Raw genomic sequence first — 23,155 nt, forward strand, 5'->3', positions numbered from 1 at the left:
CCTTTCTTTCGATCCTTCAACCCCGCCCCGGGACTGGCCCCGAGGCGGCACTGCCGTAGAACAGGTGGTCGTTTCCGGATGAGCAGAACAGCGTTGGTCACTGGTGCCGCGGGCGGCATCGGCCGCGCGGTCGCGAGCCGCTTCGTCGCAGACGGCTTCCGCGTGGTGGGTGCCGATCTCCATGACCCGAAACTGAACGGTGTCTTCCCCCGCCGTGCCGACGTGACGTGCGCGCAGGACGTGCGAGAACTCGTCCACGGTGTGATCACCGACCACGGCGGCATCGACGTCCTGGTCACCTGTGCGGGACTGACCGAGGGGACGGCCCTCCACCGCACCAGCGAGGAGGAGTGGCACAAGGTCCTCACAGCCAACCTCACGTCCGTTTTCCTGTGTGTGCGAGAGGTGCTGCCATCGATGATCTCGGCCGGTGGTGGCCGCGTCGTCATGATCGGTTCGGTCCTGCACCGCACGGCGGCTCCCGGGCTCCCGGCCTACGCGGCCGCCAAAGCGGCACTGGCCGCCCTCGGCCGGCAGCTCACCGTCGACTACGGGCGCCACGGCATCTCTTTCGTGACCGTCTCGCCGGGCTGGGTGCGCACCCCGGCCACCGAGTCACGCCTGGGCTCGGGCGACGACGAGGAGAGATTGCGCGAGTCCAACCCCATGGGCATGCTCGGCACCCCGGAACAGGTCGCCGCCGCGGTCGCCTACGCCGCGTCCGAAGAGGCGGCGCTGCTTGCCGGCTCGGAACTGGTGCTCGATGCGGGCGCCTCAACCGTCAGCGCTGCCAGCCTGCTCCGTGACGGGCACCGGGAGCGCATGGGGCTGCCGCCTCTGTACCAGGACTGAGGGATCCGGCTTCGAACCCGGAAGGAGGGAACTCGTCCGTGCCGGGCCTCAGGCGTGGTCGGCCACCTCGTGGCCGGCCTGTGAAATGGTGTGTGCCTGCGCGGCGGTGGCCGCTGCCACGGGGTCTTCGCGGCGCAGGGCGTCCATGATGGCGTCGTGTTCCTCGATGATGATGGACCAGTTCTGGGTGTCCTGTGGAGCCGCAATGCGGTATCGGCGAATGGTCAGCAGCAGCTGCTCGGTCAGCTCCGCCAGGATGCGGTAGCCGCTGGCCTGGGCCAGGAACCCGTGGAACTCGGAGTTGAGCCGCTGCAGCTCGTCGGTGTCCCCGGTGCGCAGGGCGGCCCGCATCTTGTCCTGCACGCCCTGCAGGTCGGACAGGAGCCGGTCGTCGCTCTTCTCGGCTGCCAGCCTGGCGACCAGCCCGTCGATTGCCTCGCGAGCCAGGAACACCCCGCGCATCTCGGTTTTGTCGACATGGGCCACGACCACACCGGAGTGGACGCGTGATGTGACCAGCCCCTCGGACTCCAGTCGCTTGATGGCTTCGCGGATCGGGATCTTGCTCACTCCCAGGTTCCGGGCCACCTCGTCCATGTTGATGCGCTCGCCCGGACGCACGTGACCGGCAACGATGGCGTCGTGCAGGCTGTCGTAAGCCAGGTCGGCCTTGCTCTTCACCTCGGGGAGCCGGGTGGCCCAGGTCTTCTCTGCCATTCGTCCATCGTATGCGATATTCGTTCCGGCTCGGAGGTGCTTTCCGATCCTCCCGGACCCGTCTCCTGCCTCCGGGCGACGGCCGACAAGGGCCAAGTGGCTGCGTAGGTTCAGACAGAAGCGAGAGCACCGCGAACACCGACCGCTTCATCGTCACCGCTGACCATGCACGAGGTCGTCAGGCGTACACCCCGACCACCCGCAGCAGCCGGATCGCCGCGATCGGCTGGTGGCGCGGACGGTCCTCGGTCAGGAGTACGCGCAGCAGCTCGTGCGGTACACGGTCGGCCCAGGGCAGGGGAGCCGCGGTCGCCTGCCGGACCGCCGCGGCTGACGGGTCGTCCAGGAGAGGCCGGACGCCGTCGACGCGCACCGCCTCCAGCGCCCGCAGGCCTGCCACCGCGCAGACACGCACCCTCGGGTACGGGTGTGCGAGCAGTGCCCGGACCGAGTCCGCCTCCTCGCGAACCCCGCACTCGCCCAGGCCCACCGCGGCGGCGGGCCGGACTGCGGGGTCGGCGCGGCGGGTGTGGCCGGCCGGTGCGGGGATGCCTCGGCCAGGAGCACGCGAGCCCGTTCGCGTACCGGTCCCGCCCGGTCAGCACAGCGAAGGACGATCAGGCCGAGCAGGGCGGGCCGCTCCTCGGCATGGCCCAGCGCGGCCTCCCGGATCCGGCCGTCGGGATGACAGAGGGAAACAGCGAGCTCGGCATCACCTGGCGTCGCGGGGTAACGGTCCTGCTGCCTGTCCAGGCGCAGGCTGCTTCCGGCTCGGTTCACCTTCACAAGATCTACTACGACTCGCCGGGCAAGGACACCCGCTCCGACGCGAGCCTCACGGGCCGGCCCATGGGGCCGTCCTGCACCCTCTGCGGCAGGCCGGCTGACGCCGCGCCGCCGAATTCCGTTTCGGTCGGGTGCGAGTCTGCCGATGCGAAACGTGGACCGGAACCCTTGTTGCGTTCCCATACGACCTGCCCGACCCCGTCGCCATGGCCGTGGCGCTCAAGCCCGAACTGATCACCGAACAGGAACAGGCCCACGTCGAGATCTCCCTCACCGACGACACACGCGGACAGATGATCATCGACCGGCGCGTGTCCGCTCCCGCCTCCAACCTCACCCTTGTCCGCCGGGTCGACGAGAGCGGCTTCAAGAAGCTCCTGTTCGACACCGTCACCACACCCGTTCCCGACGGCTCGCCGCTCGCCGACGCGGTTCCTTCCACCCTCTGACCTCCTGGACCGACTTCATGAGCACCCCCACGGCGCGGATCCCGCGCTACGAACTGCACTGCCACCTCGACGGCTCCGTCCGCCCGGGGACCGTCGGCGACCTCGCCCGCGAACAGGGCATCGCCCTCGACCGGCCGGTCGAGGATCTGGTCGTGGCCCCGGCCCACTGCGGCAGCCTGACCACCTTCCTGACCTACATCGACCTCCCCCTGCAGGTTCTGCAGACTCCCGACGCCCTCACCCGGACCGCCCGGGAACTGGTCGAGGACTGGAAGGCCGACGGCGTCGTCTACGGCGAGGTGCGCTTCGCCCCGCAACTGCACGGCCGCCACGGCATGACCCCCGACGAAGCCGTCCAAGCGGTAGCCGAAGGACTGGCCCAGGGCCGGGCGACCACTGGCGTGGGCACCGCAATGCTGCTGTGCTGCCTGCGTCACCAGAGCCCGGACGAAAGTCTCGCCGTCGCCGAGACCGCCCTGCGACACCGGAACGTCGTCGCGGGCCTCGACCTCGCCGGCGACGAAACCCTGTACACCGCCCAGCCCCACCGGGTCGCCTTCGACCTCGCCCACAGCGCCGGCCTGCCCTGCACCGTCCACGCCGGAGAAGCCGCAGGCCCGAAGAGTATGTGGGAGGCGATTGACGTCCTCGGCGCCCGCCGCATCGGCCACGGCGTCCGCTGCACATCCGACACCGCACTCCTGAACCGGCTCCGCACCGACAAAATCGCCCTGGAGATGTGCCCCACCAGCAACGTGCAGACCGGCGCCGTCCTCAGCCTCACCAACCACCCCGCCACCCCACTGCTCGCCGATGGACTGCCGGTCACCATCAGCACCGACACCCGCACCACCTCCGCTACCACTCTGCAGCGCGAGTTCGAGTCGCTGCGCCAGGCAACCGAATGGACCAGCCGGCACGAAGCCCTCGCCCAGGAAAACGCCGCACAGGCGTCCTTCAGCCCCCGAAACGAGCAGTAGGGGCAGGCACGACGGCTACGCGACGCGCCCTCTTCTGTCACCTGGTGCCCGTCAGGGGCCCTGTCGCAGTACATACCGGATTCACTGCGACAGGGCCCCTGCGATGATCACCGCGACCTGCGGTGGAAGCCTCCGGCCGCCGGGGCGAGGTGTACGCATTTACTGCGGCAGAGCCGGAGGAGCCGGACAGATATGGCGATCGAGCCGGTGACCGAACTCGCGAGCGGGAGCGTGCTCCGGTTACCGCGCGCCCGGGTGGTACCCCTGTCCGCCCCGCCCACGTCGTACACCGCAGCGGTCGACCGGTACCTCACCGGCGCGGGCACCACGAAGTCTTCCGCACGGATCTATCGGATCTCGCTGACGACGTGGGGATGGATGGTCACCGGCGAACCGGCGAACCGGCGAACCGGCGAACCGGCGAACCGGCGAACCGGCGCCGACAGCGGCCCGGACATCGGCGACCAGGCGCAGCCGCTCACGGCCCGCCGGAGCGCCGATCCGCGCGTCGCTCAGGCCGGACATGCCCATGTCCTCGGCATCTGAGGCACTCCCGGGGTGCCTACAGGCCCAGCTCGGCGGTGAACTCGCCCGCCTCGAGGATCTGCTTGACCGTTGTCAGGTAGCGGGCCGCGTCGGCGCCGTCCACCAGGCGGTGGTCGTAGGAGAGCGTCACGTAGGTCATGTCGCGCACGGCGATCGTGTCACCGAGCTCCGGGTCGGAGACGACGACCGGGCGCCTGACCGTGGCGCCGATGCCCAGGATGGCGACCTGGTTCGGCGGGACGATGACCGTGTCGAACAGCGCACCGCGCGACCCCGTGTTGGAGATCGTGAAGGTGGCGTCGGCCAGGTCGTCCGGGGCGATCTTGTTCGTACGGACCTTGTCGGCCAGCTCGGCGGTCCGTTTGGCGACGCCGGCGATGTTGAGGTCACCCGCGCCCTTGATGACCGGGGTCATCAGGCCCTTCTCCGAGTCGACGGCGATGCCGACGTTCTCGGAGCCGAAGTAGGTGATCGTGCCCTTCTCGTGGTTCAGGCGGGCGTTGATGACCGGGTGGGCCTTCAGCGCCTGGACGGCGGCCTTGACGAAGAACGGCATCGGGGAGAGCTTGACGCCCTCGCTGGCGGCGAAGCCGTCCCTGGCCTTGGCGCGGAGCTTCATCAGCTTCGTGAGGTCGACCTCGATGACCGAGGACAGCTGGGCCTGCTCGTGCCGGGCCTTGTGCATGTTGTCCGCAATGGCCTTGCGGATGCGCGGCAGCTTGACTGTCCGGCCACGCAGCGGGGAGGCCTCCAGGACGGAGGCCTCCGGCGCGGCCGTCTTCGTGGCCTCGGCGGCGGTGACGTCCTGCTTGCGGATGCGGCCACCGACGCCGGTGCCCTTGATGGTAGACAGGTCCACGCCGTTCTCCGACGCGAGCTTGCGCACCAGCGGGGTCACGTAGGCGCCGTCGTCCGAGGGGGACACGGCGGCCGGGACGACCGGCGCGGGAGCCGGAGCCGGAGCCGGATCCGGGGCGGCGGGTGCTGCCGGGGCGGCGGCCGGAGTTGAACCGGCGGCACCGATGACGGCGAGCTTGGCGCCGACATCGGCGGTCTCGTTCTCGGCGACGGCGATCTCCAGGAGAACACCGGCGACGGGCGAGGGGATCTCGGTGTCGACCTTGTCGGTCGAGACCTCGAGCAGCGGCTCGTTCTCGGCGACCTCGTCACCGATGGCCTTCAGCCAGCGCGTGACGGTGCCCTCGGTGACCGACTCGCCCAGCGCGGGCAGGGATACAGAGACGGACATGGTGGTTCACTCCTTCCCGGTCAGGCCGTAGTGCTGGGCGGCGAGTCCGGGCACGTCCGGTTCGACGTTGCCGCGGGCGGCGAGCGTGCGCAGGGTGTGCACGACGATGGAATCGGCATCGACACCGAAGTGGCGCCGTACATTGTCCCGGTTGTCGGAGAGGCCGAAGCCGTCGGTGCCCATGGAGGTCCACTGCTGCGGGACCCAAAGGGCGATCTGGTCCGGAACGGCGCGCATCCAGTCGGACACGGCGACGACCGGCCCCGGCGCGCCGGCCAGCGCCTCGGTGACGTACGGGGTGCGGCCCTGGGCCTCGGCCTCCATGGCATCCCGGCGCAGCAGTGTCCAGGAGGGAGCCGACCACACGTCGGCAGCGACGTTCCAGTCGGTGGCGAGCAGCTCCTGGGCTCTCAGGATCCAGTGGATCGCTGTGCCGGAGGCGAGCAGTTGTACGCGCGGAACATCTGCGGCGGCCGCAGCGGCGGGCCGGTAGCGGTACAGGCCGCGCAGGATGCCCTCCTCGACTCCTTCGGCCTGCGGCATCGGCGGCTGGAGCTTGGTCTCGTTGTAGACGGTGAGGTAGTAGAAGACATCCTCGGGGCTCTTGCCGTACATGCGGCGCAGTCCCTCGCGGACGATCACGCCGACCTCGTAGGCGAAAGCGGGATCGTAGGGAAGACACGCCGGGTTGGTGGAGGCGATGAGGTGGGAGTGGCCGTCGGCGTGCTGAAGGCCCTCGCCGGTCATGGTGGTGCGTCCTGCGGTGGCGCCGACGACGAAGCCGCGGCCCAGCTGGTCCGCGAGTGCCCAGAATTGATCGGCTGTGCGCTGCCACCCGAACATCGAGTAGAAGATGTAGAAGGGGATCATCGGCTCGCCGTGCGTCGCGTACGAGGTCGCGGCGGCGGTGAAGGAGGCGAGTGAACCGGCCTCCGTGATGCCCTCGTTGAGGATCTGACCGCTGGTGGATTCCTTGTAGTAGAGGAGCTGGTCGCGGTCGACGGGCTCGTACGTCTGGCCCTTGGGGGAGTAGATACCGGCGGACGGGAACAGCGACTCCATGCCGAAGGTGCGAGCTTCGTCCGGAACGACCGGCACCCAGCGCGGGCCTGTCTCCTTCTCCCGCATCAGATCCTTGACCAGGCGGACGAAGGCCGTGGTGGTGGCGATCGCCTGGTTGCCCGAGCCCTTGGCGAGCGCGGCGAACGGTTTGTCAGCGGGGGCGGGGAGCGGCCGGGCGACGACCCGGCGCGCCGGGGCCGGACCGCCGAGCGCACGGCGGTGCTCCTGAAGGTAGGCGACCTCCTCGGAGCCGGCCCCCGGATGTGCGTAGGGGACCAGGTCCTCACCCAACCGGGCGTCGGGGATGGGTAGCCCGAGGAGGTCGCGCATGACGCGGAACTCCTTGCCGGACAGCTTCTTCATCTGGTGGTTGGCGTTACGCGACTCGAAGCCGGGGCCGAGCGTCCAGCCCTTGACCGTCTGGACCATGACAACGGTGGGAGCCCCACGATGCTCGAGCGCGGCCCGGTAGGCAGCGTGGATCTTGCGCGGTTCGTGTCCGCCGCGCGAGGTGCCGACGATCCGGGCGAGGTCCTCGTCGCTGTAGGGGCGGGCGAGTCCGGCGAGCGCGCCGGTGAACAGACGCTCGCGGATGTACGCACCGTCGCGGGCGGCGAAGGTCTGCAACTGCCCGTCGGGCAGTGTGTCGAGAGCGTTGAGAAGCAGCCCGTCGGCGTCGGCGGCAAGCAGGCCGTCCCACTCCACGCCCCAGGGCACCTTGACGACGTTCCAGCCGGTCGCGCGGAACCGGGCCTCCAGCTCCTGCATGATCTTGAAGTTGCCGCGTACCGGGCCGTCGAGGCGCTGCAGATTGCAGTTGACGACGAAGGTGAGGTTGTCGAGCTCCTCGCGGACGGCGAGGGCGAGCGCGGCCATGGACTCCGGCTCGTCCATCTCGCCGTCGCCCAGGAACGCCCACACATGGCTGTGGCTGGTGTCCTTGATCCCGCGGTGATACAGGTAGCGGTTGAAGCGGGCCTGGTAGATCGCCGATAGCGGGCCGAGCCCCATGGACACGGTGGGGAACTCCCACAGCCAGGGCAGCCGCCGCGGGTGCGGGTAGGACGGCAGACCGCCGCCACCCGCCTCCATCCGGAATCGGTCCAACTCGGTTTCGTTCAGGCGCCCTTCGAGGAAGGCGCGGGCATAGATACCTGGGGAGGCATGGCCCTGGATGTAGAGCTGATCGCCGCTGCTGTCGGCCTCCTTGCCCTTGAAGAAGTGCTGGAAGCCGACCTCGTAGAGCCAGGCGGCCGATGCGTAGGTGGCCATGTGCCCGCCCAGGCCGCCGCGTTCGTTGCCGCGAGTGACCATGACTGCGGCGTTCCACCGGTTCCACGCCGTGATCCGCGCTTCCATCGCCTCGTCGCCGGGATAGGCCGGCTCGGCGGAGGTCGGGATCGTGTTGACGTACGGAGTCACGGACTGCGGCGGCAGAGGTACTCCAACCTGGCGAGCGTGGTCGACGACTCGCTGTAGCAGTCGCCCTGTGCGCTGCGGACCGACGGCGCCGACCGCACCGTCCACGGAAGCGAGCCATTCGGCCACTTCCTGGGGATCGGGTTCGGGCAGCTGGTCCAACTGGTGGTTCAAGGACATGGGATCACCCTTCTGTGGCGCGGGCCGGACGGAACCGGATAGGCCTTTTGGCGGCCGGTTGTGTGGTGGAACCGGCGAGCTGTGGCCGCCGAACCCTTGCGCTCAATCTTCCGCATTACGGAAGGCCGATTTCCTTCTTCAGGAACTGCGTGCCGTCAGATCGCGCGATCAAGCGCTACTGACGCAGTAATGTTCAATGATCGATCAAATGCCTCTCGTGTCATCGCTGGTCGGCCAGTTCGTCGGCGGTGCGCAGGATCCTCTCCCATGCGTTGGGATCGTCTCGAGTGATCGTCGGGAAGCCGGTTCCGTAGGTTCCGTGCCAGGTCGCCTCGACGCCGGGATTGGCCCACTCGCGACCGTCGGACGCGAAGACGTGCGGGCTGCATCGAACTCGGTGGCGGCGGGCGCATTCGAAGTCGAGCGTCACGAGGCGGCGGGCCCAACCTTCGTCCAGGCCTGCCGCGATCAGCTCTTCACGCACTTCGGGGGTTTCGCGAGCAAGGGCGATGATCTCCGAGCGGGCACCGATGGGCCTGCTGTGGGCCCAGAACGCCCGGCGTATGGCCAGGTCGAGCGCCTCGGCTGCGGCAGGCCCCTGCTTCTTGGCCAACTGCACCGCTTCCAGGGCGAACATTGAGGTGGACGGGAACTTCCAGTCGGGTGAGTGCCACATCTGCCATCCGGCGTTCGGTTCGATATGCGCGATCCCTCCGATCTCGGAGTCGGTGCCGCGGCGTGGACTTGGCCCGTCGTTGAACAGTTCCAGAGGGAAGGCGCGGTGGTTGATCCGGATCCGCTCGGTCAGGCCGAGTCGTTCCCGTGTGCTGTGCAGGCGATGCAAGGCGACGTGCGCGAAGGAACACCAGATCTCCGAGAAAATCGTCAGAGTGCCGGGGAGTGTGGTGGTGCGTGGGTCGGCGAGCCGCGCGACATCGTGCGGCGGTACGTCGTCTGCGAGGTTCTGGGCGTCGGTCGTAGGCATCAAGCATTCCTCGATTCATGCGCGTGATCCATGATGTGCAGTTCCGTCAGGCGTCCCAGGTGCGGGTCGCCCCGATGTGGACCTTCGACCATCTCTTCGTGGTCCTCCGCGTTGTCGTGCAGCTCGGTGCGCAGCCATCGAAGAGAGAGGCGGGTCGAGGCCTCCACGCCGAGCCGGTCCCGGTGCCGGATCAGTACGGGGTTCAGGTGCCCGACCTGGTGGCTCCAGGAGGGCAGGGGAGTCGCGGGGGCATCGGGGTCGTGTGAAGCGGCAAGTCAACTCTCCTCGGCTGTTTTGCGCGATGATCGATCATTGCACCCGTCGGACTCCGCCGCGCGCAGTACGTCCATGCCGCCGGCCTTGCCGACCGCGGGGACGGCAGGGTCGACCGTGCCCTTGGGGTAGTGGACCACGGCCGGAGCTTCCTCGACCAGCAAAATGTTCAATGATCGATCAATTAGTTGCGCAGCATCAGCTGTTCCAGGGGACCGGGGTCCTCGGCGTCAGGCGGTCCTTGATTCGTGTGCGTAGTCCATGACGTGTAGTTCCATGAGGCGTCCCAGGTGCGGGTCGCCTCGGAGTAGGCCTTCGGTGATCTCCTCGTGGTCCTCCGCGTTGCTGTGCAGTTCCGTGCGCAGCCACCGCAGGGAGAGGCGGGTCCAGGCCTCCACGCCCAGCCAGTCCCAGTGCCGGATGAGCACGGGATTTCCGCATGCGTGGACGATGGTGCGGTGGAAGGCCACGCCGTGCAGGGCCTGGCCGTCGATGTCCCCCTCGACGGCCGCGCGGCGCATCGCGAGCAGGTGCCGCTCCAGTGCGGCGACGTTCCCGGCCAGCCGGGGGGCGGCCAGCATGACGGCACGGCGCTCCAGGGATGCACGCACAAGGTACACATCCCGGAGCTGATCCAAGGTCAACTCCCGTACGCGGACGCCCTTGTTGGGTGTGGATGTCACGAGCTCCATGGTCTCCAGCTCGCGCAGTGCCTCGCGCACCGGCGCCTGGCTGATGCCTAGTTCGATCGCGATCCGGCGCTCGACGATGCGGTCTCCGGGTTCCCAGCGGCCGGCCACCAGGCCTTCGAGGACGAAGGTGCGCACGCGTTCATGCAGGGGGATCCGCTCCAGTGAGAAGCCAGGCCTGGCCACTTTGGAGGGCGGGGGAGCCGCGGGGCTCGTGGGGTTCGTGGAACTTGCGGGAAGTGGCAACTCGACTCTCCTCTGCTCACGGTTTGAGCAATGATCGATCATTTACGCACTATAGTACTCGACACGAAGAATCACGTCCGCGGCTGCCTCTGTTGCCGCGTATGGATGGTGCGCATGTGGGCCCGGCACCGCGATCTGCCGATTGCTCACCAGTGCCGCATCGCGCTTTCCTCTCACTCTCCTCGGCGAATGACCGTAGAGCCTGTCGCCGGGCGGAGCCGCACAGCAGCCGCTCGGCCTCGCCCAGGGAGAAGCATGGCCGAGCAGTTGCTCGACCTCACTCAGAATGTGCCCCCTGCGCGCCCCGGACACCGCCGAGGATCGAGTTCCGAGCTGCTCTCGCCGGGCAGTCGGTGAATGCAACCGACCCGGTGACAGGCTGACGCCATGGGCAGTGGCGTGTCCGAAGCCTGTCGGGGTCAGATGCTGAGGGCGTGCCCGGTCGTTGCGTCGACGTGGTCCGGGATCTCGTCGTGGCGATCGCCCACGGTCGGTGTCCCGGTGGGCTCGAACATGAGGATTGCGGCGCCGGACGGAGCGTGCGGCTTGTGCTCTGTGCCTCGGGGGACGGTGAAGACCGTCCCCTGCGGGAGCAGGACCGTGCGCTCCCCGTCGGGCTCGCGCAGGGAGATGTGCAGTTCGCCGCCGAGTACCAGGAAGAACTCATCCGTGTCGTCGTGGACGTGCCAGATGTGTTCGCCCTCGACCTTGGCGATGCGGACGTCATAGTCATTGACGCGCGTGACGATGCGGGGGCTCCACAGGGCATCGAAGGAGGCCAGAGTCTTGCTGAGGGGGATGGGTTCACTGTTCATGGACTCATCCTGAGCCGTTTCGCATGCTGGCAGTGAGTGCTAGAAATTGCATATGGCGAAAGAATCCTCGCACACAGCTCACGCGGCGGGCGTACACCGGGTCGTCGTGATCGTGGACGAGAACTCGAACCCCTTCGAGCTCGGCTGCGCGACCGAGGTCTTCGGTCTGCGCAGGCCGGAGATCGGCCGTGATCTCTACGATTTCAGGCTCTGTTCCCCCGAGCCCCGCACCCTGATGCGAGACGGATTCTTCACGCTCACGGGAGTCGCCGGCCTGGCAGCGGCCGATGCGGCGGACACCTTGATCGTCCCCAACCGCCCGGACACCGAAGTGCCCCGGCGTCCCGCCGTGCTCGATGCCATCCGCCGGGCACACTCCCGCGGCGCGCGCCTGGTCGGCTTCTGCAGCGGCGCCTTCACGCTGGCCGAGGCCGGAGTCCTCGACGGGCGCCGGGCCACCGCGCATTGGCAGTGGGCGGATTCCTTCCGGGCCCGCTTCCCCTCTGTCCAGCTCGAAACAGACGTGCTGTTCGTCGATGACGGTGACATCCTCACCGCTGCAGGGAGTGCAGCTGCTCTCGATCTCGGGTTGCATGTGGTTCGCCGCGACTACGGCGCGGAGGTCGCCAACTCTGTGAGCCGGCGGCTGGTCTTCGCGGCGCACCGGGACGGTGGGCAGCGGCAGTTCGTGGAGCGTCCCATGCCCGACCTGCCGGACGAGTCTCTGGCGCCAGTCCTGGCCTGGGCTCAGGAACGGTTGGACTCACCGCTCACGGTGCCAAACCTTGCGGCGCGTGCGGCGGTCAGTCCGGCGACTCTGCATCGCCGCTTTCAGGCGCAACTGGGCACGACGCCGCTGGCGTGGCTGACGGGGGAACGGCTTGCTCTGGCGTGTCGGCTGATCGAGCGAGGTGAGTCCCGGTTCGAGGTGGTCGCGCGGCGCAGCGGGCTTGGCACTGCTGCCAATCTGCGCATGCTGATGCGCCGCGAGACCGGCATCACGCCGTCGGCGTACAAGCGCCGGTTCGGGCCGGAAGCGAACTGACGGCGGACATCTCTCGCGGCGAACCATGTGTGCTTCACCGTCTGCTGTCGCCAGGAGCGAAAAGGCTGGTCAACTCCGGGATCGCCTCGGGGGAGGGCTTGAAGCAGCGGCGGACGTTCTTTCAGGTGCGAGGCAGGCTTCACCCGCCGTCCGCCCCAGGGACGCACCTGGGGCCGACGGGGCCGCACCACGGTCGTGACGGCCGGCGGACGGCATTCTGTACGCCTGTCGGTGGCCGGGCCGATCGCCACGCGGCCCGGCCTCCCGCGCCCGGCTGTGCCACCGCCTGCGCTCCCGCCCCGCGGGCTGAGGCAACGTCGCAGCATGGGCGAGCGCGCATTCATCACCCTGATCGGGAGGTGCGCACCGGCTGGTCAAGGCGCCGATCGTGCTGGTGCGGGAAGCGCTGAACACCGACGTCTCCCACGCCATGCGTGAGCTGATCAGCCAGCGCGAGTAGCTGACGGTGTTCCTGCTGCCCGCCTACTCGCCCGCCTCGACGCCGGAGGGACCGTGCTCGTCACGCCACCGTTTGGTGGCGCTGCCCGCCATGACCACCGATACGACGTCTTCGGCAAGTTCTGGCGTGATGGGCAGGTGCCCGAAGAGCACACGGTAGTACGTGGTCGACGCCAGCATGTCCAGCAGAAGATCGATGTCCGCATCGGGCCGGATGTCACCCCGGTCGATGCCGCGACGCAGTGCTTCGGCAGTGGTGGCGCGGCGCGGATGGAAGAAGGTGTCCCTGAACTCCTTTTCCAGTCGCGGGTCGTCGGCTAGGTCCGCAACGAGCCCCGGCAGCGCTCTTCGGCCCACGGTGCTGGTGAACGCCTCGCTGAGGGTGCCGATACCGGCAATGAGGTCGCAGTGCGTGCAGCCGGTGTCAGGGGTCGGCCTAGTGCCGATGGTCCGGGCCAGAGCCGACACGACCAGGTGCTGGCGGGAGCGCCAGCGGCGGCGCAGCGCGGGTTTGCTCGTACCGGCGCGGGCGGCCACGGCCTCCAGGGTGAGGCTGCCGTAACCGACCTCGTTGAGGATCTCCATCACCGCTTCGGGCACGGCCTCGTCGATTCGGATATCCCGCGGCCTGCCGGAGGCTTTGCGGGCCCCGGCTCTTCCTCCGTCACTGCTGGTGTTGACCATGCGGCAAGTATAGGTAGCATTCAATTGCGTTCCGATACGGAACGGAATGAAATCTTTCGAGGAGTCCACTCCATGTCCCACACCTCCGCCGACGCGACGGACAGCGACCCCGCGCACGCCCCTGAAGAAGCCCCACCCTCTTCCCCCGCAGAGAACAGAGCCGGTAAGGAGAGCGTCTTCTCGGGCGCATACCGCGCGCTCACCCTCGGCGTCCTGCTGTCGGTCGGCATGGTCGCGTTCGAGTCCCTCGGGGTGGCGACCGTGCTGCCCGGCATCGCGGAGGACCTCGACGGCCTGGGCGCTTACGGGTGGGGCCTGTCGGCACTGATGCTCGCCAACATCATCGGCACCGTGCTCGCCGGGCGCGCCGCCGACCGCCGGGGCCCCTGGCGCCCGATGGCCGTGGGCATGCTCGTCTTCGCGGCGGGCTGCGCGGTGGCCGGGGCCGCCCCCTCCTGGCCACTGTTCCTGGTCGGCCGCTTCGGACAGGGCCTGGGCGTAGGAGCGGTCATGTCCATGGCCTACACCATGATCGGACTTGCCTACCCCGAGCGCCTGCGGGCCCGGATGTACGCCCTGCTGTCCTCGGCCTGGACGATCCCTTCCCTCGTCGGCCCCGCTATCACAGGCATCCTCGCCGACCACATCACGTGGCGCTCGGTCTTCCTGCTCATGCTGCCGATCGCCGCGGTGGCCGCGCTGCTCAGCCTGCCCGGCCTGCGCCGCCTGCACCGCGCAGAAGCAGCCGTCACCGCCCCGGCCTCGGCCGCTCAGTGGTGGAAGCGTCCGCTGCCCAGCGCGATCCTGCTCACCGTGGGCACCGGCGTACTGCTCCAGGCGCTGCTGCTGGAGAACCTCGTCCTGCTGATCGTGTTGGCCGTGGCCGGAGTCGCCGTTGCCGTGCCCGCGCTGCGCTGGGTCGCCCCGGAAGGCACCCTCAGCGCCCGGGCCGGCCTCGGTGCGGGTGTCGTCGTCCGTGGCCTGCTGTGCGGTGTCTATTTCGGCAGCGAAGCCTTCCTGCCCCTCGGGCTGCAGCAGCTGCGGGGCATGGGCACCACACCGGCCGGTCTGGGTCTGTCCGCCGGTGCCATCACCTGGGTTGTCGGCTCAGGTCTGCAGGCCAAGCGGGACAACGGGAAGAACGGCACGCGCACGGCTTCCACCGTGCTGGGTTTCGCCATCCTGCTGGCGGGCGTCGCGCTGATCGCGCTGACGATCCTGACCAGCACAATCCCCTCCTGGATCGCCCTGGTCGGATGGGCCATCGGCGGCCTCGGCATGGGTATCGGCTTCAACGCCTCCACCACCGACACCCTGGAGCAGGCCCCGCCGGAGCAGCAGGGCGAAGCCGGCGGCGCGCTGCAGCTCGCCCAGACCCTGGCGACCGGCGTGATCGCCGGGCTCGGCGGCGCGGCCATCGCATTCGCCCAGAACCACGGCGGCTCCACCCACACCGCACTCCTGGGCGTCTTCGTCCTCACCGGCCTGCTCGCCATCGCGGGCATGCTGATCGCCCGTCGGCTGCGCCCCGAGGCAGCACGGCAGGGCTAACGCCCGTAATGCCGCGTCGGACCGCGTCACCGCGCGCCTGACAGGGCGCCGCAGTACATGCGCCAGAGCCCTGGGCCCTGTCGTCGAACTCCCGCTGAAAAAGAGACGACCGTGGACGAAGTACGTATGCTCGGTCTGTTCGCCGGCGCAACCACCGACCCCTTCGGGGAGCTTCTGCTACGCGCACTCGCCGGGCCAGGGCCCAGCGGTGTACGCATCGACCTGTGCCAGGTGCCCGAGGATCTGCCCGCGCACGCCAGCCCCGGCACCTCTTCCCTCCCGCCGCAGGTGCAGAAGCTGCGGGCGCTGGTGGCGGACACGCACCTGCTGCTGATCGCTCTGCCCGAAGCTGACGGGCCACTGCCATGGCCTTGGTCCACAGCCCTGAACTGGCTCGGCCGGCCGTCCACGGGCTCTCTGCTGCCGGCCCTGCCGACCGCCGTACTGACCACGGAGGCCGCCGTCACAGCACCTTCGTTCACCTCCGCCGAGGAACTGCTCACCAGCGCGCGCTGCAACCTCGTCGGGCACCGAACCGCAGCGGAAGCCCGCTCCGCCGCCAGGAACTCCGGGCCACAACAGTGAGCACAACTGTGCCCCGCCAGTCGCCTGGCTGGGCACGTTCGGCGGCCCGGATGACCATCACCTCGGTATTGCACACCGAGTAGATCACCCGTCAGCACCAGCCCCAGCCGGCCGACGAGTAATTGTCAAGACCTGTGGATCGATCCACAGCTCACCTCGGAGTTGGCCAGGGCCGGGCTGGAAGCAGTGGGCGCCGGCGGTGGGCCCCTGCTCCGCGCCGTTCCGAGCAGCCGGTCCTGCAGGACCCGGTCGTCCGAGCTGCGACGTGGCGACGGGGTGCGGGTCTGGGGCGAGGGCCCGTTCCAGACCTGCTCGCGTCCGTGTGCCAAGGCTCGGTAGGTGTCACCGACCGCGCCGCACAGGCTGCGCATGGCTTTGTCCACGAGAACGGGTTCTGGCACGACTTCTGTGATGCCACTACGCCTCTACTTGCGCATGCGCCAGGTCAACCCGCTGGCCTGCCGTTTCCGCGTGCCTCCCGAGCCGACGCAGCGATCGGCGGGCCGTAGTCACAGAAGTTGTGCCAGAACCCGAGAGCGGAAGTCGTCTGTCGACGGCTTCGGGAGTCACCGCGTGGGCCGGTTCCTTGATCAATGTCGATGAGTTTGGGAGTCACTCACGGCCCGGCGGGTGGTTTGCGTGACCTCCCTTGAGTGGCCGAGGTACAGGAAGTCCTGGCGAGATGGGTCTCGGGCGGAACGCCTGGCCGAGGAAACGCGGCCGGGCGTTCCGGGTGAGCGGCTACGATTCCGCGGTCAGAGTTCGCCGCGGCGTGCGAGCTGATTCAGCACGTTCTCGCGGATGATCTCGTTCCCATCGCCGCGCAAACCTTCGAGGGCGTCCCGGGCTTCCGGACCGGGAATGGCGCCGAGAGCCCAGATCGCCTTCACCGCGAGTGCCCGGTTCTCGTCCCAGTCCAGGTGCTCTGGGACCCAGTGGGTTGCCAGGGCCAGTGTCGGCACCGTCCTGGGCGAGCGGAGCCTGCCCAGCATGCGTACGATGTCCTCGTGGTCCCTGTGCCATTCGGCGGGGAACAACTCGGTCAACGGCTCCAGGAACTCCTCGACGGAGGCGCCGGCAGCGGCATGGAGGATCAGCGCCATCTCGACGTCGTCGGCGTCCTGGCGCTCCATGGCGTCCCGGAGCAGGCTCAGCGCCAGGGCCTCGCCGTCGGACTCGCCGAAGTGGGCGAGCACCTCGTCGAGCGTGCGCGTCGGACCCTCACCCAGTCCGACCGCCAGACCCATGATCAGTTCCTGCTCCTCGGGGGTCATCGCTTGACCACCTCCCACGCGTTGAACGCCCCATATTGGGGTGGACTCTAGCAAGATCATTCTCGGCGGGTGCCTCCCGAACTCGTGAACAGCGGTCTGGCCGCCAGCAGGGCGCCTTCTGAGCTCATCGACAAACGACTCCCGTTCTCGGGTTCTGGCACAACTTCCGTGACGACGGCCTTGCCAGGGCAGCACCGGGGTGGTCCTGGTGAAAGACCCTGCCGCAGATGCCCAAGGTCGAGCTGCATGCGGCGATCCGGCGTGATCACCGTGCCGGCATGAAGATGCGTGACTGCTGGCCAGGCACGTCGCACGCCCGGCGCCACCGAGCGGGCAGGACCCTGACCTGCGTGTGAGAATTGGGTACTGGATCGCAGTTCGGCGTCCGAGGCCCGCCCGTCGCTGCATGGGGGAGCAGGCGCGGTACGTGACGTCCCCTGCCGCTGATCCGATCGACACGTTGGGAGGCTCTCTGTGAGCGAACGTCTCAATGCGTGGCCGACGCTGGATTATGAGGACCTGGCACCCATGGTTGACTACGTGAACCGGGTGGTACAGGTCGCAGGCAAGTACACCCTTGATGAGCCCTTCGAGGTCGGCTGGGGAAACATCGTTCTCGATGTCACCCCTCGGGGGCTCAGTACGCCAACCCTTCGGCAGCGAGGCGTGACCTTCTCGGTGCACTACAACTTGCTCGACGGTGGCGTGGTCATCGAGGCCGACAATGGCTCGCGGACGGTGCCATTGTCCAAGGGATCAGTCGCCACTTTCTATGCGTCCTTCTGCGATGCGGCAGACGAGCTCGGCATACATCGACCACGCAGCTCGTTGATTTGCGAGATCCCGGGTGCCCCGCCGCGCTTCGAGGACGATCACGTCGAACGCACCTGGGATGGCCACGCGGCCCGACTGATCTGGACAGCGCTCAACCTCGGCGCTGACGGGCTCGAGGCGTGGCAGGCCCCCTTTCTGGGACACCACCCCCGGGTCGGTGTGATGTGGGGTGGCTTCGACCTGTCCGCCACGCGTTACCGGGCACAGCCCACGGTGCCGCCGCCCCACCAGCCGCCGTTCATGCAGAACGCCCAGCTCGACGCGTACGTGTCGGTGGGATTCTCCTTCGGGGATGCCAAGGCACCGAACGTCGGCATGTACGCGTACATCTGGCCCCAGCCGGACGGTCTCGGGGGTCGGTCCTGGGGTGTCGAGGGCGCCGCCTGGGATCCCGACGCCGGTCTGGTTCGTCTACCGTGGGCCAAGCTCAGGGAGACAGCGGACCCGCACCAGGCCATTGTGGCGTTCGGTGACGCCGTCTACGATGCCGCCGTCGAGACGGCCGGCTGGCCGTCCGACCTCGTCGGACCCCGCGTCGAGGGTTGGTACATGAGCAGGACACCGCCCGCGCTCGTCCAGCACCAGCACGGCTGAACCAGGTCGGGATTGGTCCTCAAGGCCGACACCCTGCGGGCTCCATCTCGGCTATTCGGTGGGTGCACAGTACGCCGGGATGCAGACAGACCGTCATGCCAGAGACTGGCAACTTGAGGTTCAGTTGATTGCCTGTCAGCCACCGACGAGTACGCATGTCCACTCGATGGCCAGACTTCCCGAGGGGCAGAGAGTGCTCCAACCAACCGTCACTCACGGTGCATGCTTCACGGAATGCGTGCCAGAACCCGTTCTCGTGTACAAAGCCACTGCGCAGGAACCGGGCCGGAGCAGCCGGACTATCACCAGAAAGGCGCTGTAGTTGTCACTGGGAGTTCTCGCTCCCGTGTCCGGGATGTTCTCATTCTGGTGTCCGGTCTTGGGCGCTGCGGGCCGGGCCGGTTCGGGTGTTTCTATGGGGTGTTGAGCAGTGACGGCCGGGCGCTGCTGCTGGACAAGCAGTGAGGATCGGCTGGTCACTGAGTAAGGAATACCTGGTCAGCGGAGCGGGAGCTCCAAGAGGGGTGGGCGCGGCGTCAGCCGGGCACAGGCGTCCCGGCTGCTCGACGTCGCCCACGCCCTGGGGCCGTCCAGGACGCCATGGCCGCAGGAGTCCCGCATGCGTGACCCGTCCTGTTCTCCTGGTGGGGCGATACGGCCTGCGACTTTGCGGCCGCCAGCGTATGCGGCCCGACCGCGGTGGTCGACGTGTGGTGCGATGACCTGTACCGCGATCGCGCCGGCGCTCTCCTGCCCAGGAGGTGAGCGGCCGCGCGAGGCCTGCGCACCGATCCTCCCCTCCGTCTGAGGAAGAGGACCAGGCCCCGACCTGTCGGCGCCGACCAGGACGACGACACCGTGGAGCCGCTCACGCCCTGGTCGCGGGTGTGGGACCGCCCGCCCTGTCCACTGCGGTACGCCGCTCGAAGCCGGCAGGAGGCCTCCACCCCTCGTTGCGCCGGCGGCCCGGTGCCGTTCGAGTAGACCGTCGCGCCGGAGGAGGACCTGGTGACGCGCCGGCGCGAGGAGTTCGCGGTGACGGGGCGGCAGGCCCGCAGTCCGGCCAGGGGAGAATGCGGGCATGGCGATGTGCAAGAAGTGCGGTGCGCGAAAGCGCAGGTGGCCCCGTTCCTGTTCGCGGTGCCGTTCCGGGCCGGACCGCGTGGACGCGGCTGCGGATGCCGCCGAGGTGGCGGTGGAGACGGGGCTGCTCGGGGGGATCGGGCGGGGGATCACAGAAGTTGCGCGCCTGGTGCTGCGCGCGTTCGACTGACCGGGCTCACGCGGGCGTGGCGCGGCGGCCAGGGGGTGATCCGGCGGGGAACGGCTGTTCCGGCCGTCAACCGGCTGCGCGGGGCGCTGATCAACGCCGGGGAGGCGGACCTCGCCCGGACCCCGGCGACCGGCCGGCGTGCAATGTGGTGCCGGGCTCCCCACCGCGCCGCCGTCCGGCCGCTGCGCTTCTCGGGACGCCCGTGTCCGGCCAGGGTCGGCCTGGCCGGGAGGTCCCGGGTCCGGTTTCCGAAGCCGCCGGGTACGGGGTCAGAGCAAGCGCGAGAACATCTGCTCGCCGGGGAGCGGTGAGGCACCGACACCGGTGTGCTTGGAGCCGCCGGTGAGGAAGACCGGCTCGCCCGCGGAGTGGATGGTGAACCCCTGGCGCTGGTAGAACCGGGCCAGGGCGGCGTCCCCGGCGGTGAATCGGCACCCGCAGCGCGATGCCCGGTAGGCGCCTTCCGGGCCGATGACCCGCAGCCGCACGAACCGCGCCGGGGCTGCGGGGTCGCGTTCCTTGCCGGGCCGGCTTCCGTTCGCGGCTCAGAGGGACGTGCGACGGCATCGACTACATCGAGCTCGACTACCAGTAGCCGCGTGCTGTGGGGCTGGGCTCCTCTGGCGTGGCACGCCCCGTCACGACCGCCGCTGGCCCACTCGACCGGCTCTCGTGCCCCGTGCAAGGGCGGCCGGATCAGCAGGCGGAGGCATCGGTCGGGGCCTGCAGGTCGTATCGGACGATGCTCGCGTTGTCCTTGAAAGAGATCCCCACGTTCCCGAAGGCGCTGCTCCCCTCGTACTGCGACCAGCTGATGGTCTTGATGTCGCCGGGCCCCACCTGCTTGCCGAGCGACATGATCATCAGATGCCCGGTGCACGTGAAGCCAGAACTGCCGCCGCCTGAGGGCGGGTTCGCCTCGACCAGCGCTGAGCCGTCGACGGTGAAGTGCTGCCTGTCGACCGTTTCCACCGTGTAGCCCCGCTTCGGCTTCGCCCCGTCCATGACGGTGGTGAAGGACACGTCGAAATAGCCCACGTGGACGGTCACGGGTTTACAGAGCTTCGGCGGCCCGCCGAACTCGATGGGAAGGTAGCCGGTCACGCTGCGCCCACGCAGATTGCTGTCCAGCCATTCCTTGTCACCCCGGACACAGGAAGGCGTGGGGGACGGAGGCGCCGCGGGGGTGGCCGCGAAGGAGGACAGCGGACTCGCCGACGTGGCTGAGGAGGCGCCCGGGGCAGCGGCGTCGCCGCTGTCACCGCTGCCGCAGCCGGAGAGGCTGAGTGTTCCCGCCAGGACAGCGAGCAGAGCGATGCCCCGTAACGGTGATGGTCCTGCCTGGTCTGTCACCGGGCCATGTTGACCGAACGGCACAGGCGAGTCAACGAAACGGTCGGCGTACACGTGAACGTTCACTTGTACACCGACAGGTGTACAGGCGAAGGCCCGGAGCCATCACCAGGCTCGTGCCGAGTGCAAGCAGCGCGCCTGGACCTTGTCCGCCCGGCCGCACGGTCGGCTACGGGTGGCGGGGGCCTGCACCGCATCACCCAGCAGATCTCCGCGGGCGTACTCTCCGCACACACGAGGGTCGGTTCACTCGGGGTTCTCGAGTTGTTCCGCCGCACGCACTGCCAGCGACGCCGCGAGCGTCACCCCGGGGTGCGCGGCCAGTGCGACGACCCCCGGAGCACTCGCCAGCGATGCGCAGAGCACGCCGTCGCCGGCCGGGATCGGGCGGAGGCCTATTGTCACGTCCCTCGGCACCGGCTCATGGGGCAGTCCGAACGCCGCCCTCACGGCACTCAGGGACGCTCGCACCCGCGCCCGGGTCGCCGTCTCCGTCTCGCCCGGGACCACGTCTTCAGCACCGACGAAGCCGTGCCGGGCTGACGGCCGGATCTCGAAATCCGGCGTGGACACCACCCGGTCGAGGCGTAGTTCCGGCGCGGAGAAGGTGAAGCGCGCAGCCGGGACACCAGGCACTTCGATGTGCTCGCCGAGCTGCTCCGCGAGGGCGGGCAGGCTCGTCCCGCAGGCGAATACGATCCGATCGACGACGAGCGCCTCTCCGGTGCCCTGCAGCTCGTAGCCGCCCGCCCGCCCCGCCCGGACCCGATCCACCCGCACGGTGACGACGGTGGCCCCGCCGGCCCGCGCGCGGCCGAGGAACGCGTGGCGCAGGTCGTCCGGCTCGACCATGCCCTCGTCGCTCGCGTGCGCGACGACTGGAGGCGGCACTCGCAGGCCGGGAAGGATCTGCCGCAGAGCCTCGGTATCGACCGTATCGACGGTCGCGACGCCAGGCCCCGATTGCTCGGCGAATCGAGCCGTCGCGGCCGCGGTCGATGCCCAGCTCACGGCGCCGTTCCAGGTGATGAGACCGTGCATTGGCGGCGTTGCCGTGACACTGCGCAACACGCCGAGCGACCGGGCGCGCCCCTCCCGATCGCGCGCGTCCGACGGCGAGTCCGCCGCCGACCCGTGCGAGTTGAGCCAGCCGAACGCCACATCCGTCACCGGAGGCCGCGACTCCTCCGCCGTGCAGACCACGACGGACAGGCCGCGGCGCACGAGCTCATCCGCCACCGCCGCCCCCAGCACGCCCGAGCCGACCACGGCGACACGCATTATGCGCTCCCGATTCATTGGCCCACCTCTGTTTCCTCGACGATCGCCGCCGGCACGAGATGGTCACGGGCGACGTCGGCGTGACCCCTGACGTGAGGACGACCTCTGACGTCCCACGGCCCGTGGGTCCATGCCCGGGACAGCCTGTCAGCAACACGCGGCCTGTGCGAATTTCGCTTGCTGCCCATCCGACCATTTCGACTGAAGCTGCGGAGACCGCCTCCGCGGTGTCACCGTGCTCTCCGCGATGAAACTTCCTGTTCCGTTCTACCGCACCCTGTTCAGCCGCTCGGCCCGCCGCATCCTGGATGACGGGAGCAGGAACAGAGCAACGCCCGGGCGGTCGCCCACCGTTGTACCAGGTCGGCCATCACCGCGATCACTGTTGCCTCGTCGGGTGCGGTGATGTCCAGGACCGTCAGGCCGGGCCTGCTGACGTGCTGCTCGTCGATCGGCCTGCCCGACGCGGTTGGGGGGCGTGCCCGGTTCACCGGCGGTGTGGATCGCACCCGCACGGGTGAGCCGAGCAGACCCGGGGCCAGCTGCGTCCGAGGATGGGGGCGCACGGCCGCGTGGAGGGACTGCGACTGCGGAGCGACCCTGGGACCGGTTCCGTCGCGGTGGGTCGGCTACCGCGGTTGAAGATCCTGATCAGGGCCACGGTGAGGGTGACGACGGGAGTGATCGCCACCGCGCCCGCGTTGATGGGGGCGGTGAGTGCGGGGTGCTGCCAGGTCAGATAGACGGCCGCGGCGCCGATGATGAGCAGCCTGATCACGTAGACGAGGACGAGCAGGGCGTAGAGCACCCGCAGGGCGGGGTCCGGAGGGATCGGCCGGGGAGAGGCGGACAAGTGTGGCTGAACCCCGAGTTCGCAGGATCGGTTCGAGCTGGTCGAGTGCCCGGTGAACGACGTGTTGCTCATCGGGCGTCATGCCTCAACTGACGGCCCTGCCCCGGTGCCCGGTTCGCCA

General features: G+C 69.0%; 22 protein-coding genes and 2 pseudogenes. 8 read left to right on the forward strand and 16 right to left on the reverse strand.

Annotation, left to right across the window (positions count from 1 at the left end):
- The first annotated feature begins 78 nt into the window (after positions 1–78).
- Entirely contained in the window at positions 79–852 is a 774-nt protein-coding gene (locus tag AB0D53_RS20705) for an SDR family oxidoreductase (RefSeq protein ID WP_362448560.1), read from the forward strand.
- 48 nt (positions 853–900) lie between these two features.
- Here the strand turns inward: AB0D53_RS20705 and AB0D53_RS20710 are convergent, their stop codons facing one another.
- Together AB0D53_RS20710 and AB0D53_RS20715 are read right to left on the reverse strand one after the other, a co-directional pair.
- On the reverse strand, positions 901–1,569 hold the full coding sequence (locus AB0D53_RS20710) for a GntR family transcriptional regulator (RefSeq protein ID WP_362448563.1): 669 nt from the start codon (positions 1,567–1,569) through the stop codon (positions 901–903).
- Positions 1,570–1,747: 178 nt separating this feature from the next.
- Complete coding sequence (locus tag AB0D53_RS20715) at positions 1,748–1,969, reverse strand: hypothetical protein (RefSeq protein ID WP_362448565.1); 222 nt, start codon at positions 1,967–1,969, stop codon at positions 1,748–1,750.
- A 517-nt stretch (positions 1,970–2,486) separates the two neighbouring features.
- Here AB0D53_RS20715 and AB0D53_RS20720 point away from each other — a divergent pair.
- The 3 genes from AB0D53_RS20720 (at position 2,487) to AB0D53_RS20730 (ending at position 4,330) form a co-directional block, all read left to right on the forward strand.
- A complete protein-coding gene (locus tag AB0D53_RS20720; protein ID WP_362448568.1) occupies positions 2,487–2,804 on the forward strand; it encodes a nucleoside hydrolase in 318 nt (105 codons plus the stop codon).
- 17 nt (positions 2,805–2,821) lie between these two features.
- Positions 2,822–3,784, forward strand: a complete 963-nt coding sequence (add, locus tag AB0D53_RS20725) for an adenosine deaminase (RefSeq protein WP_362448571.1) — start codon at positions 2,822–2,824, stop codon at positions 3,782–3,784.
- A gap of 192 nt (positions 3,785–3,976) precedes the next feature.
- Positions 3,977–4,330 (forward strand): hypothetical protein, encoded by a 354-nt coding sequence (locus AB0D53_RS20730; protein WP_362448574.1) that lies wholly within the window; start codon positions 3,977–3,979, stop codon positions 4,328–4,330.
- A gap of 16 nt (positions 4,331–4,346) precedes the next feature.
- Here the strand turns inward: AB0D53_RS20730 and AB0D53_RS20735 are convergent.
- The 6 genes and pseudogenes from AB0D53_RS20735 to AB0D53_RS20760 all read right to left on the reverse strand — a co-directional run.
- Positions 4,347–5,567: pseudogene (locus AB0D53_RS20735) on the reverse strand (2-oxo acid dehydrogenase subunit E2); the annotation flags it as partial.
- Positions 5,568–5,585: 18 nt separating this feature from the next.
- Positions 5,586–8,240, reverse strand: coding sequence for a pyruvate dehydrogenase (acetyl-transferring), homodimeric type (gene aceE / locus AB0D53_RS20740; RefSeq protein WP_362448577.1), 2,655 nt, complete (start codon positions 8,238–8,240; stop codon positions 5,586–5,588).
- 220 nt (positions 8,241–8,460) lie between these two features.
- The gene (locus tag AB0D53_RS20745; RefSeq protein WP_362448580.1) at positions 8,461–9,225 is read right to left on the reverse strand and encodes a hypothetical protein; all 765 of its coding nucleotides are present in this window, start codon (positions 9,223–9,225) and stop codon (positions 8,461–8,463) included.
- Positions 9,226–9,500: 275 nt separating this feature from the next.
- Positions 9,501–9,671: a hypothetical protein gene (locus AB0D53_RS20750; RefSeq protein WP_362448798.1), complete on the reverse strand. Its 171-nt coding sequence runs from the start codon at positions 9,669–9,671 to the stop codon at positions 9,501–9,503.
- A 57-nt stretch (positions 9,672–9,728) separates the two neighbouring features.
- Positions 9,729–10,325, reverse strand: a complete 597-nt coding sequence (locus AB0D53_RS20755; protein ID WP_362448583.1) for a GntR family transcriptional regulator — start codon at positions 10,323–10,325, stop codon at positions 9,729–9,731.
- A gap of 527 nt (positions 10,326–10,852) precedes the next feature.
- On the reverse strand, positions 10,853–11,248 hold the full coding sequence (locus AB0D53_RS20760; RefSeq protein ID WP_362448586.1) for a cupin domain-containing protein: 396 nt from the start codon (positions 11,246–11,248) through the stop codon (positions 10,853–10,855).
- A 52-nt stretch (positions 11,249–11,300) separates the two neighbouring features.
- Here AB0D53_RS20760 and AB0D53_RS20765 point away from each other — a divergent pair, with 52 nt between their 5' ends.
- Entirely contained in the window at positions 11,301–12,293 is a 993-nt protein-coding gene (locus tag AB0D53_RS20765; RefSeq protein WP_362448589.1) for a helix-turn-helix domain-containing protein, read from the forward strand.
- Positions 12,294–12,327: 34 nt separating this feature from the next.
- Here the strand turns inward: AB0D53_RS20765 and AB0D53_RS20770 are convergent.
- Together AB0D53_RS20770 and AB0D53_RS20775 are read right to left on the reverse strand one after the other, a co-directional pair.
- Positions 12,328–12,414 (reverse strand): annotated as a pseudogene (locus tag AB0D53_RS20770) (site-specific integrase); the annotation flags it as partial.
- 362 nt (positions 12,415–12,776) lie between these two features.
- A complete protein-coding gene (locus AB0D53_RS20775) occupies positions 12,777–13,436 on the reverse strand; it encodes a TetR/AcrR family transcriptional regulator (RefSeq protein ID WP_362448592.1) in 660 nt (219 codons plus the stop codon).
- Between the two features lie 72 nt (positions 13,437–13,508).
- Between AB0D53_RS20775 and AB0D53_RS20780 the strand changes: the two genes are divergently transcribed.
- Together AB0D53_RS20780 and AB0D53_RS20785 are read left to right on the forward strand one after the other, a co-directional pair.
- Positions 13,509–14,987 (forward strand): MFS transporter, encoded by a 1,479-nt coding sequence (locus tag AB0D53_RS20780; protein ID WP_362448595.1) that lies wholly within the window; start codon positions 13,509–13,511, stop codon positions 14,985–14,987.
- 111 nt (positions 14,988–15,098) lie between these two features.
- Entirely contained in the window at positions 15,099–15,572 is a 474-nt protein-coding gene (locus tag AB0D53_RS20785; protein ID WP_362448598.1) for a hypothetical protein, read from the forward strand.
- A 755-nt stretch (positions 15,573–16,327) separates the two neighbouring features.
- Here the strand turns inward: AB0D53_RS20785 and AB0D53_RS20790 are convergent.
- Positions 16,328–16,846, reverse strand: coding sequence for a HEAT repeat domain-containing protein (locus AB0D53_RS20790; RefSeq protein ID WP_362448601.1), 519 nt, complete (start codon positions 16,844–16,846; stop codon positions 16,328–16,330).
- 474 nt (positions 16,847–17,320) lie between these two features.
- Here AB0D53_RS20790 and AB0D53_RS20795 point away from each other — a divergent pair, with 474 nt between their 5' ends.
- Positions 17,321–18,274: a DUF5996 family protein gene (locus AB0D53_RS20795; RefSeq protein ID WP_362448604.1), complete on the forward strand. Its 954-nt coding sequence runs from the start codon at positions 17,321–17,323 to the stop codon at positions 18,272–18,274.
- Positions 18,275–19,816: 1,542 nt separating this feature from the next.
- Here AB0D53_RS20795 and AB0D53_RS20800 read toward each other — a convergent pair.
- From AB0D53_RS20800 to AB0D53_RS20820, 5 genes are all read right to left on the reverse strand, one after another.
- Positions 19,817–20,035, reverse strand: a complete 219-nt coding sequence (locus AB0D53_RS20800; RefSeq protein WP_362448607.1) for a hypothetical protein — start codon at positions 20,033–20,035, stop codon at positions 19,817–19,819.
- Positions 20,036–20,243: 208 nt separating this feature from the next.
- On the reverse strand, positions 20,244–20,966 hold the full coding sequence (locus tag AB0D53_RS20805; RefSeq protein ID WP_362448610.1) for a hypothetical protein: 723 nt from the start codon (positions 20,964–20,966) through the stop codon (positions 20,244–20,246).
- 180 nt (positions 20,967–21,146) lie between these two features.
- Positions 21,147–22,181 (reverse strand): FAD-dependent oxidoreductase, encoded by a 1,035-nt coding sequence (locus tag AB0D53_RS20810; RefSeq protein ID WP_362448613.1) that lies wholly within the window; start codon positions 22,179–22,181, stop codon positions 21,147–21,149.
- Positions 22,182–22,462: 281 nt separating this feature from the next.
- Positions 22,463–22,747: a DUF6207 family protein gene (locus AB0D53_RS20815; protein ID WP_362448616.1), complete on the reverse strand. Its 285-nt coding sequence runs from the start codon at positions 22,745–22,747 to the stop codon at positions 22,463–22,465.
- Positions 22,669–23,034 (reverse strand): hypothetical protein, encoded by a 366-nt coding sequence (locus tag AB0D53_RS20820; protein ID WP_362448801.1) that lies wholly within the window; start codon positions 23,032–23,034, stop codon positions 22,669–22,671. Before AB0D53_RS20820 ends, AB0D53_RS20815 begins: the two co-directional genes overlap by 79 nt.
- Positions 23,035–23,155 lie beyond the last annotated feature (121 nt).

The sequence above is a fragment of the Streptomyces sp. NPDC048295 genome (assembly GCF_040652135.1).
In the GTDB taxonomy this organism is placed as follows: Bacteria; Actinomycetota; Actinomycetes; order Streptomycetales; family Streptomycetaceae; genus Streptomyces.

What these genes read in the sequence shown, in the direction of transcription:
- AB0D53_RS20780 (WP_362448595.1), top strand. Translation starts at nt 13,509, where the DNA reads ATGTCCCACACCTCCGCCGACGCGACGGACAGCGACCCCGCGCACGCC.
- AB0D53_RS20765 (WP_362448589.1), top strand. Translation starts at nt 11,301, where the DNA reads ATGGCGAAAGAATCCTCGCACACAGCTCACGCGGCGGGCGTACACCGG.
- AB0D53_RS20730 (WP_362448574.1), top strand. Translation starts at nt 3,977, where the DNA reads ATGGCGATCGAGCCGGTGACCGAACTCGCGAGCGGGAGCGTGCTCCGG.
- AB0D53_RS20810 (WP_362448613.1), bottom strand. Translation starts at nt 22,181, where the DNA reads ATGCGTGTCGCCGTGGTCGGCTCGGGCGTGCTGGGGGCGGCGGTGGCG.
- aceE (WP_362448577.1), bottom strand. Translation starts at nt 8,240, where the DNA reads ATGTCCTTGAACCACCAGTTGGACCAGCTGCCCGAACCCGATCCCCAG.
- add (WP_362448571.1), top strand. Translation starts at nt 2,822, where the DNA reads ATGAGCACCCCCACGGCGCGGATCCCGCGCTACGAACTGCACTGCCAC.
- AB0D53_RS20790 (WP_362448601.1), bottom strand. Translation starts at nt 16,846, where the DNA reads ATGACCCCCGAGGAGCAGGAACTGATCATGGGTCTGGCGGTCGGACTG.
- AB0D53_RS20745 (WP_362448580.1), bottom strand. Translation starts at nt 9,225, where the DNA reads ATGCCTACGACCGACGCCCAGAACCTCGCAGACGACGTACCGCCGCAC.
- AB0D53_RS20705 (WP_362448560.1), top strand. Translation starts at nt 79, where the DNA reads ATGAGCAGAACAGCGTTGGTCACTGGTGCCGCGGGCGGCATCGGCCGC.
- AB0D53_RS20710 (WP_362448563.1), bottom strand. Translation starts at nt 1,569, where the DNA reads ATGGCAGAGAAGACCTGGGCCACCCGGCTCCCCGAGGTGAAGAGCAAG.
- AB0D53_RS20775 (WP_362448592.1), bottom strand. Translation starts at nt 13,436, where the DNA reads ATGGTCAACACCAGCAGTGACGGAGGAAGAGCCGGGGCCCGCAAAGCC.
- AB0D53_RS20760 (WP_362448586.1), bottom strand. Translation starts at nt 11,248, where the DNA reads ATGAACAGTGAACCCATCCCCCTCAGCAAGACTCTGGCCTCCTTCGAT.